Genomic DNA, 8,060 nt, shown 5'->3' with positions numbered 1-8,060 from the left:
GTTTCCGCGGGCTGACAAGCGTTTCTTTGAATTAATTTGCTGAGCGCATCTTTTTTAAACGAACGGCTTAAAAAGAGACGTTTCATGACGGAATAACGCACAAAAATCGCCATTAAACGTTGTAAAGAGACCTGCCGTTGCTTAATGCGGGTGCTATTATTTTGCTTCTTCTCGCAGGATAACCCCAGGAAGGATACTCAATGATAAAATCCGCGCGCAGCATGGCTGGTTTGCCATGGATAGCTGCCATGGCCTTTTTCATGCAGTCACTCGACGCCACCATACTGAATACTGCCCTGCCCGCTATCGCCACCAGCCTCGACCGTTCTCCTCTGGCCATGCAATCCGCCGTCATCAGTTACACCCTGACTGTCGCTATGTTGATTCCGGTCAGCGGCTGGCTCGCCGATCGCTACGGCACGCGCAAGGTATTTATCGTTGCCGTTTCGCTGTTCACCCTGGGCTCGCTGGCTTGTGCACTTTCTCCCACACTCCAGGTACTGGTCATCTCGCGCATCATACAGGGCGTCGGTGGCGCAATGATGATGCCGGTCGCGCGACTGGCGCTGTTACGCGCCTATCCGCGCAGTGAGCTGTTGCCGGTGCTCAACTTTGTCACCATGCCGGGATTAGTTGGCCCGATACTGGGGCCAATGCTGGGCGGCGTGCTGGTGACCTACGCGACCTGGCACTGGATTTTCCTGATTAATATCCCGATTGGCATTCTCGGCATTATCTACGCACGCAAATATATGCCGGACTTCACCACGCCGAAGCGCCGCTTCGACTTTTTCGGCTTCTTACTGTTTGGGGCCGGACTGGTGATGATCTCGATTGGGATTGAGCTGTTTGGCGAGCGGATTGTTTCCGCCTGGCTGGCGGGCGGGATATTACTCAGCGGGATTGTGCTTTTGCTTCTTTATATAGTGCATGCCCGAAATCACCCTTCGCCACTGATCAATCTGCCGATGTTTAAAACCCGGACGTTCTCAGTGGGCATCGGTGGCAACATCGCGTCACGTCTTGGCACCGGTTGTGTGCCCTTTTTGATGCCGCTCATGTTGCAGGTCGGCTTTGGCTATTCAGCGATTATCGCGGGCTGCATGATGGCACCCATCGCCATTGGTTCAATACTGGCGAAGTCGACGGTGACGCAACTGCTGCGCTGGCTGGGTTACCGCCGCCTGCTGGTTGGCATTACCGCCATTATTGGCATTCTGATCGCCAGCTTCTCTCTGCAGTCGCCCGCTGAAAGCATCATTGTGCTCTTACTTCCGCTGTTTATTCTCGGCATGGCCATGTCTACGCAGTTTACCGCCATGAATACCATCACCCTGGCCGATCTGAATGATGATAACGCCAGCGGCGGTAACAGCGTGCTGGCCGTGACTCAGCAGCTAGCGATCAGTTTTGGTGTGGCCGTCAGCGCCGCGGTGCTGCGCTTCTACCAGGAGTTTGAAACCAGCACCATTTCACAGTTCCACGCCACGTTTATGACCATGGGCGTGGTAACAGTACTGTCGGCGCTGACCTTTATGCTGCTGAAAAACGGCGATGGCCGTAATCTGATCAGTAATCGCGACAAAAAGAAAAAGCGCTAAACCGATCCACGCACCACCAGTTCCGGCGTCAGCACCAGCGTTTGCTGACTGGCGTCGGGATTGCTGAGACGATGGAGCAGGGTGTCTATCGCCAGTTCACCCAGCGCATCTTTCGGTTGATGAATGGTACTCAGTGGCGGAGTGAGATAGCGCGCCAGTTCGATATCGTCATATCCCATTACCGCCATCTGCTGCGGAACCTGCATGCCGGCCTGGTAAAGTGCGTGATAAACGCCCACCGCCATGGCATCGTTGCTGGTGAAAACCGCTTCCGGCGGCGTTTCCAGCGCCAGCAGTTCGACCATCCCGTTGTAGCCTCCCTGGAATTCAAAGTCACCATTCACCACATAGCCGGGCAGAATCGCCAGGCCACTCTTTGTCATGGCGTTGCGATAACCTTCCAGGCGCATACGAGCCGGGGTTTTATCCTGTGGACCGGCGATACAGGCGATGCGGGTATAACCACTGTCGATAAGATGCTGAGTCGCCAGCTCCCCGCCCAGCAGCGCGTTATCCTGAATAATGTCACCACGGCCTTCAAACGGCGCCCAGTCCATCATGACGGCAGGTATAGAGGGATAACGGTTCAGAATGTCGGCCGAGGGCAGGTGACTTTCCGTACACATGATCAATAAACCGTCGACGCGCTTCTGCATCAGCGTTTCCAGGCTGCGGTTCATCCGCTCTTCATCACCTGCCGTGTTACAGAGAATCAGGCTGTAGCCACGCTGATAGCAGCTCTCCTCCACACCCCGCACCACTTCGGCATAAAATGGGTTACTACTGGTGGTCAGAAGCATACCGATCGTGTGCGTCTGATTGATTTTCAGACTGCGCGCCAGCGCAGAGGGGGCGTAATTCAGATGGCGGATGGCCTGCTCAACTTTTTCGCGCACGCCTTCACTAACAAAGCGATTGTTATTGATAACGTGCGAGACAGTGGAGGTAGAGACGCCCGCCAGGCGAGCGACATCTTTCATGGTGCTCAAATGCTTAGCCCTGCTGCTGCAAAAATTCATCGATCTCCGCGCGCCACGGCACGGAGGGCTGCGCACCCGAGCGGGTAACGGCGATAGCAGCGGCGGCATGGGCAAACCGCACCGCGTCATACATCGTTTTCTGCTCCAGTCGCGCGGTGATAAAGGCGCCATTAAAGGTGTCGCCCGCCGCGATGGTGTCGATAGCTTTAACACTGAAGCCAGCAATACGCTGACCTTCTCCCTGCTCGCTCAGCCAGACACCGCGGCGACCCAGAGTAATCAGAACCGTGCCGATACCTTTCGCATGCAGTACTGCCGCAGCGCGGGCGGCATCTTCATCGTTGCTGACCGCAATGCCGGTCAGACTCTCGGCTTCGGTTTCATTCGGGGTAATAATGTCGATCAACGCCAGCAGTTCATCTGAGAGCTGGGTGGCGGGTGCAGGATTGAGAATAACCTGCGTCTGATGCTGTCGGGCAAGCGTCGCGGCGGCCAGCACACTTTCCAGCGGTGATTCCAGCTGCATTAATAGTGCATCGGCGTCGGCGATAATCTGCTGATGGCGCGTCACGCAGGCGGGTGTTAACGCCGCGTTTGCACCGGAGTAGATGCCGATGTTGTTCTCACCGTCACCATTGACGAAAATCATCGCCACGCCGGTTGACTCACCCTCGACCACTTCGACCGGCGTGGTATCAATATTGTCCTGGGCCAGTTGCTGACGAACACGTTCACCAATGTCGTCAGCGCCCACACAGGCGATAAATGCGATATCGGCACCAGCACGACCGGCGGCGACAGCCTGATTCGCACCCTTACCGCCAAACGCAATCTGATAATTCTGCCCGATCACCGTTTCACCGGGACGAGGAAAGTGCGCCAGATTAAGGATGTGGTCAGCGTTAATGCTGCCAAGAACGGCCAGTTTTGCGTTTTTGCTCATTAGGGGAGTCCGGAATAAGTGCGCCACCAGGAGGGTGGCGCAGTGCCCTGCTTTTCTTTGAGTTATTGAGTGACCAGCTTCAGGTCGACCGGGTTGATCGCCTTCACTTTTTCACCCTTCAGCACTTTATCAGCGGTATCTACGCCGATCATGCCAATTTTGTCTGGCATCTGTGCCACGGTCGCGGACAGTTTGCCACCTTCTACCGCTTTAACGCCATCAGCAGTACCGTCAAAACCAACGACGATCACACCAGTTTTACCGGCGGTCTGCAGCGCACGCAGTGCACCCAGCGCCATTTCGTCGTTCTGAGCGAATACGGCCTGAACGTCCGGGTGTGCCTGAAGCAGGTTCTGCATGACGTTCAGACCTTTGGTACGGTCAAAATCGGCTGGCTGGCTGGCGAGGATCTGGAATTTATGCGCATCAGCGGCCTGTTTGAAGCCTTCACCACGCTCACGGGCGGCAGAAGTCCCGGCAATGCCCTGCAGTTCAATAATTTTGGCGTTTTCGCCGACTTTTTTGGCGATGAAGTCGCCGGCCATTTTACCACCGAAACGGTTATCGGAGGCGACGTGGCTGACAACGGTGCCCTGTGCCGCAACGCGATCCAGCGTGATAACCGGAATGTTCGCCTGGTTAGCCATCTTCACCGCATTGCCCACAGCATCAGAGTCGGTTGGGTTGATCAGCAGCAATTTGGTGCCGCGAACCGTCAGATCCTGCACGTTAGCCAGCTCTTTCGCCGGGTTGTTCTGTGAATCCAGCACCACCAGGTTGTAGCCCAGCTTGTCCGCTTCTTTCTGCGCGCCCTCTTTCAGCGAAACAAAGAACGGGTTATTCAGGGTTGAAACCACCAGCGCGATAGTATCTTTAGCCATAGCGCTGGTACTGAGCGTTGCGCCAAGGATCACGGCCAGTGCGGTTAACTTTTTCATCATGTCATCCTGTGTAAGGTCAGAGTTATTTACTGCTTTTATTATCTACCAGCACCGCCAGCAGGATTACTACCGCCTTAACGATCATCTGGTAGTACGAAGAGACGCCCATCAGGTTCAGGCCGTTGTTCAGGAAGCCGAGGATCAGCGCGCCAATCAGGGTGCCGAAAATACGGCCCTTACCGCCTGCCAGGCTGGTTCCGCCCAGCACGACCGCTGCAATCGCATCCAGCTCATAGCCGGTGCCCGCTGTCGGCTGTGCCGAAGAAAGGCGCGCCACTTCAATGGTGCCTGCCAGCGCTGCCAGCATGCCACTCAGTGAATAGACGATGATTTTGACGCGATTCACATTGATACCGGAGAGACGCGTTGCCGCTTCATTACCGCCAAGCGCATAGATATAGCGGCCCAGGCGGGTGTGCTGCAGCATGTACCAGGCAGCAATAAAGACCAGCGCCATCAGCCAGACCGGCGCAGGGATACCCAGCGGACGACCAATACCAAACCAGCCCAGCAGATCGGCATTGGCATTAAAACCCGTGTTTACCGGACTGCCATCGGTGTAGACCATGGTGACACCACGCAGCAGCAGCATCATGACCAGCGTGGCGATAAACGCCTGCACTTTGCCGCGCGCCACAATGGTGCCGGTCAGGGCACCGATTGCCGCTCCCAGCGCCAGCGACGCCGCCACCGCGACCAGGGCATTGACCTCCATACCCACCAGCGACGCACCCACCGCGCCAGTCAGGGCCAGCAGCGATCCCACAGAGAGGTCGATACCAGAAGTCAGGATCACCAGCGTCATCCCGACCGCCATAATGGCGTTAACCGAGGTCTGCTGCAGAATGTTGAACAGGTTCGCCACGGTAAAGAAGTTCGGGCTCTGGCTGGCCACCACGGCGATCAGCACCATCAGCGCAATCAGCGACTTCTGTTCCAGTAGCCAGCTTTTGCTAAACCAGCGACGGCTGGCAGGTAAAGTTTGGGTCGTCATACCACTAAATCCTCGCTGTGTTGCTTGCCTACGGCGGCTGCCATCAGGCTCTCCTGAGTGGCTTCTTCTCGGGTAAATTCGCCGCTGATACGGCCTTCATGCATCACCAGAATCCGATCGCTCATGCCCAGCACTTCCGGCATTTCCGAGGAGACCAGAATGATGCTCAGCCCTTCGGCTTTAAACTGGTTAATCAGTTGATAGATCTCTTTCTTCGCGCCGACATCCACACCGCGTGTCGGTTCATCCAGAATCAGTACGTTAGGCCGGGTCATCAGCCCGCGGGCAATCGCCACTTTCTGCTGGTTGCCGCCCGAAAGCAGACCAATGGGCTGCTCCATTGAAGGCGTTTTAACGTTAAACAGCCGGATAAAGTCGCCCACGGCCAGCTGCTCTGCCGCATGTTTCAGCGTGCCACTGCCGTGACTGAAATAGCCTAACGCTGTCAGCGACATGTTCTCTTTTACTGACATGCCCAGCACCAGGCCATCGCGCTTACGATCTTCGGAGATATAGACGATGCCGTTAGCCAGCCCATCCTGCGGTGAGCGCGTCACCACTTCCCGACCATTGAGCCACAGTGTGCCTTCGCGACGCGGCAGGGCGCCGTAAAGCACCTTCATCAGTTCGGTACGGCCCGCGCCCATTAAGCCGGAAACCCCAAGGATTTCACCTTTACGCAGGCTGAAACTGACGTTATCCACGCCCGGTCCGCTGACGTTCTCCACTTTCAGCCGCACGTCGCCTGGTGCCTGATTAATATGGGGATATTGATCTTCCAGCTTACGGCCGACCATCATCTCGATCAGGCTCTCTTCAGTCAGCTCGCTGACCGGGCGTTCAGCAATAAACTGACCGTCGCGGAACACCGTGACGTCATCGCAGATCTCAAAGATCTCTTTCATGCGATGCGAGATATAGACGATGCCGCAGCCCTGCGCTTTCAGTTCGTTGATCACCCGGAACAGCGACAGCGTTTCGGTATCAGTCAGCGCATCGGTCGGCTCATCCATGATGATCACCTGCGACTCAAAGCTCAGGACTTTGGCGATTTCGACCATCTGCTGATCGCCAATCGACAATTCCCCCACCAGCTTGTGGCTGCTGAAGCGCAGATTAAGCCGTTTAAGCAGCGCATCAGCTTCGGCATACATACGCGGCCACTGGATACGGCCAAAACGGCTGACATATTCGCGGCCGAGAAAAATATTCTCCGCCACGGTTAATTGAGGGATCAGGTTCAGTTCCTGATGAATGATGCCAATACCCGCTTCCTGAGACGCTTTCGGCCCGCTGAAACGGGTCTCTTTGCCCAGCCAGCGCAGCGTACCAGCATCATATTGATAGATGCCGGTCAGCACTTTCATCATGGTGGACTTGCCTGCGCCGTTCTCGCCCACCAGCGCCATCACGCGTCCTGTCCGGACATTCAGCGACGCCCCCTTGAGGGCTTTCACACCCGGAAAGGATTTTTCAATGCCGTCGAGTTGCAGTAAAAGTTGCATAGCGGCCTCAGAAGGTCACACCGGCGCTGAGGATGACATTCGCAAACGGAGAGCACTCTCCGCTGCGAATGACCGCCTGACTACGCTGCGTTTGTTGTTTGAATTGTTCATGACTGGTGTAGCTGATGGTGATGATATTCCCCTGGTGCTGTTGCAAGGCTTCGAGCACGGCGACAAGCGCGCTATGAAGTTGCGGATTATGCTGCTTAATCTCTTCCGCGATCAGGGCGCTCTCTACCTGCATCTCCAGTGCGACAGCATTAACCACCTGCATAAAATCGGGCGTACCCGGCGTGAGCGCTAAATCGATGCGCTGCGGTCCGGCCGGAATCGGCAAGCCTGCATCGGCAATCGTCAGCGTATCCGTGTGTCCCAGGCGGGCAATCACATGAGAGAGTTCAGCGTTTAACAAGCGACCTTTTTTCATCTTTTCACTCCACAGCGAAACGTTTCGCTGTCAGGAGTGTATGAAAAGCCGCCATCAACTCAACCGGCAAAGAAGAAATCTGTGATCGCTATCGAAACGTTTCGCTCACGCGGGGAGAAATTTGTATTAAGTCGGGGGACGGGCTGAAAAAAGGGCCGCGAACGCGGCCCCGGAGGAGAGGATTAAGGCAGTTTCTTAACCTGCTTAACGTCCATCTCAATGCTGTTGAAATCTTTATCCAGTTCACCCGTCAGCTCGACGTTGTCTTTAGGTGAGATAGTCTGGCCGTTCCAGTGCTTGTGGTCGATTTCGACTTTCATGGTGCCGGTCTGGTCGCGGAACAGATAATCTTCGTTGCCGATCTGTTTCTCCAGCTTACCGCGCACGGTGACCCAGCTGTCATCTTTCATCTCTTCAGCCTGCTTTACGGTCACCACACTGGTGTGATCGGCACTGAAACCACCCTGACCGGCTGCTGCCTGCGTCTGTGCGGCTGGCGCGCTGGGATCAACAAATCCACCCTGCTGTGCAGCGAAAACCGGGGCGGAAGCCAGCATTACGACGGCCAGAATTGCAGCGTGCTTTTTCATTTTTTCACCTCTTTTCCATGATGTGGTTCGTCTTGTTGAGCTTAGTTGACCATAAAGTTCTTAACAGCTTCTTAAGAGG

The 8,060-nt window shown here is 55.6% G+C and carries 8 protein-coding genes; 1 reads left to right on the top strand and 7 read right to left on the bottom strand.

Features of this window, described 5'->3' with window-relative positions; genetic code table 11:
- Nucleotides 1-200 precede the first annotated feature (200 nt).
- Nucleotides 201-1,601, top strand: coding sequence for a multidrug transporter subunit MdtD (mdtD, locus tag OK412_RS17955; protein ID WP_010258829.1), 1,401 nt, complete (start codon nt 201-203; stop codon nt 1,599-1,601).
- On the opposite strand, the gene rbsR is transcribed toward mdtD, so the two are convergent.
- From rbsR to OK412_RS17920, 7 genes are all read right to left on the bottom strand, one after another.
- On the bottom strand, nt 1,598-2,581 hold the full coding sequence (gene rbsR / locus OK412_RS17950) for a ribose operon transcriptional repressor RbsR (protein ID WP_033759297.1): 984 nt from the start codon (nt 2,579-2,581) through the stop codon (nt 1,598-1,600). The two genes, mdtD and rbsR, sit on opposite strands and share 4 nt — an antisense overlap.
- A 13-nt stretch (nt 2,582-2,594) precedes the next feature.
- Entirely contained in the window at nt 2,595-3,524 is a 930-nt protein-coding gene (gene rbsK, locus OK412_RS17945) for a ribokinase (protein WP_060681381.1), read from the bottom strand.
- A gap of 62 nt (nt 3,525-3,586) precedes the next feature.
- A complete protein-coding gene (gene rbsB, locus OK412_RS17940) occupies nt 3,587-4,462 on the bottom strand; it encodes a ribose ABC transporter substrate-binding protein RbsB (protein WP_010672181.1) in 876 nt (291 codons plus the stop codon).
- Between the two features lie 25 nt (nt 4,463-4,487).
- Nucleotides 4,488-5,459, bottom strand: coding sequence for a ribose ABC transporter permease (rbsC, locus tag OK412_RS17935; protein ID WP_010258841.1), 972 nt, complete (start codon nt 5,457-5,459; stop codon nt 4,488-4,490).
- A complete protein-coding gene (gene rbsA, locus OK412_RS17930) occupies nt 5,456-6,964 on the bottom strand; it encodes a ribose ABC transporter ATP-binding protein RbsA (RefSeq protein ID WP_264353405.1) in 1,509 nt (502 codons plus the stop codon). Before rbsA ends, rbsC begins: the two co-directional genes overlap by 4 nt.
- 7 nt (nt 6,965-6,971) lie before the next feature.
- On the bottom strand, nt 6,972-7,391 hold the full coding sequence (gene rbsD / locus OK412_RS17925) for a D-ribose pyranase (RefSeq protein ID WP_003849483.1): 420 nt from the start codon (nt 7,389-7,391) through the stop codon (nt 6,972-6,974).
- A 182-nt stretch (nt 7,392-7,573) separates the two neighbouring features.
- Entirely contained in the window at nt 7,574-7,981 is a 408-nt protein-coding gene (locus OK412_RS17920; RefSeq protein ID WP_010258845.1) for a YgiW/YdeI family stress tolerance OB fold protein, read from the bottom strand.
- Between the last annotated feature and the right edge of the window lie 79 nt (nt 7,982-8,060).

The organism is Pantoea sp. JV6, assembly GCF_025910055.1.
GTDB lineage: Bacteria > Pseudomonadota > Gammaproteobacteria > Enterobacterales > Enterobacteriaceae > Pantoea > Pantoea agglomerans.
The sequence above is the reverse complement of the archived record's forward strand: the minus strand, read 5'-3'. Positions and strand labels throughout refer to the sequence as shown.

Coding starts and splice junctions, on each gene's coding strand:
- mdtD (WP_010258829.1), top strand. CDS start 201: ATGATAAAATCCGCGCGCAGCATGGCTGGTTTGCCATGGATAGCTGCC.
- rbsR (WP_033759297.1), bottom strand. CDS start 2,581: ATGAAAGATGTCGCTCGCCTGGCGGGCGTCTCTACCTCCACTGTCTCG.
- rbsK (WP_060681381.1), bottom strand. CDS start 3,524: ATGAGCAAAAACGCAAAACTGGCCGTTCTTGGCAGCATTAACGCTGAC.
- rbsB (WP_010672181.1), bottom strand. CDS start 4,462: ATGAAAAAGTTAACCGCACTGGCCGTGATCCTTGGCGCAACGCTCAGT.
- rbsC (WP_010258841.1), bottom strand. CDS start 5,459: ATGACGACCCAAACTTTACCTGCCAGCCGTCGCTGGTTTAGCAAAAGC.
- rbsA (WP_264353405.1), bottom strand. CDS start 6,964: ATGCAACTTTTACTGCAACTCGACGGCATTGAAAAATCCTTTCCGGGT.
- rbsD (WP_003849483.1), bottom strand. CDS start 7,391: ATGAAAAAAGGTCGCTTGTTAAACGCTGAACTCTCTCATGTGATTGCC.
- OK412_RS17920 (WP_010258845.1), bottom strand. CDS start 7,981: ATGAAAAAGCACGCTGCAATTCTGGCCGTCGTAATGCTGGCTTCCGCC.